This window comes from Candidatus Marinimicrobia bacterium CG08_land_8_20_14_0_20_45_22 (assembly GCA_002774355.1).
In the GTDB taxonomy this organism is placed as follows: domain Bacteria; phylum Fidelibacterota; class UBA2242; order UBA2242; family UBA2242; genus 0-14-0-20-45-22.
In genome coordinates this window covers 1-1,534 of sequence record PEYN01000011.1, presented here as the reverse complement: position 1 = coordinate 1,534, position 1,534 = coordinate 1, and the positions used below count along the sequence as shown (strand labels likewise).

Annotated in this window: 2 protein-coding genes; both read right to left on the bottom strand. The window is 43.4% G+C overall.

The window, feature by feature from the left end; all coding sequences use genetic code 11:
* Positions 1 to 64 precede the first annotated feature (64 nt).
* Positions 65 to 1,000, bottom strand: a complete 936-nt coding sequence (locus COT43_00745; GenBank protein ID PIS30926.1) for an integrase — start codon at positions 998 to 1,000, stop codon at positions 65 to 67.
* Positions 1,001 to 1,250: 250 nt separating this feature from the next.
* The coding region (locus COT43_00740; protein PIS30925.1) for a hypothetical protein at positions 1,251 to 1,534 on the bottom strand (284 nt) is incomplete at its 5' end.

Sequence of the window (1,534 nt, the reverse complement as noted above, 5' to 3'; positions counted from 1 at the left end):
TGCTATACGCATTGCGTATATCTGCCCTAAAATGGTAGGGTATGCGCATTGCGTATATTTTTCACTATCTCTGAGCATGGTAAGCCGCATCCAGTGGATTAATGATTTGACCAAGTTTTTGGTGGCTGACATGCGTGTAAATTTCCGTCGTCTTTGAACTGGCATGACCAAGCACCTCCTGTATATATCGTAAGTCAACTCCGGACTCAAGCAGGTGAGTTGCAAACGAGTGACGCAGACTATGAACCGTAACATGTTTGCGGATTCCAGCCTGTCGGACAGCCCTTTTGAAAACCTCCTGAACGCTCCGTTCCGATAGATGTTCATTCTCCTTAAATCCTTCAAACAGATAATTCTTTGGTTTATACATGCGGTAATATATTCTCAGATTTTCCAGAGCAGTGTCAGATAACAAAGAATAGCGATCCTTTTTACCTTTGGCGCTTTTAAGGTAAATAAGTTTGCGGTCACTATCAATGTCACTGATCCTTAAGCGAACGACTTCGCCAACCCGCAAACCGGCTGAATAAATCAGCATCAGCAAGGCTTTATGTTTATGGTTTTCAATATTACCGAGAATGCTCATTACCTCTTCCCGGCTTAAAATGACAGGCAATTGTTTATCTTTTTTTGGTCGGGGAATATTGCCAATCTTAAATGGCATTTTGTAAAGATCCACGTATAAGAACCGCAGAGCATTGAAAACCTGGTTGACTGTTGCCGATGCTAGCTGTTTATTTTCGATCAAATATAGCAGGTAATTTTTAATATCATCACTATTTAATTCACGTGGATGACGGGGTGCAAAATAGCGGACAAATGATCGTAGGCAACTGAGATATGCTTTAGCGGTCTTCTGGCTGTAATTCCTCAGTTTTATTTCCCGGCGAACAGTCTCAAAAAATCCGGCAGGCTCGCCAGATCGGCCAACCGGAGGACGGGTAAGTAAAACTCTTCCCTCTGAGCCCTGGCTTTTTATTATGTCAGTGATCTGATTCATTTACATGAATTATACGAAGCGCAGTGACGAATGTCAATGAAAATTTTTATCTTGCCGATGAGAACAATCGAATCTTTGTGGATTTCCTTGGTCAGTCCATGTCAGGTATTCGAAACTTGATTTGGGTCGTTGGAAAGTCCTTTTGACTCGTTGAAAATTATATTTGGATTGTTGAAAAGTCCTTTTGACTTGTTGGAAACAGCATTTGATTCGTCGGATAGTCTGTTTTCGCTCCTGACACAGTACTACATTACCTGATGACTGACTTTGCGCGGGCGATGACCGCGTCCGGGATTTTCAGATTCTGAAGTTCGGCGGCTTTGAGGTTGATTGAAAGTCGGGCGCTTTGCATAAATTGGAACGGAATATTCGCTGGTTTTTCACCCTTGATTACCCGAACGGCTATTTTCCCGGCTTCATAACCGGCATCATAAAAATCCCAGCCAACTCCGACCGCCGCGCCGACCGTTGGAATAATGATACTAACCAACGGCTGAACGACTCCATCCGGACGGTGAATTTCGACGTGTCCTT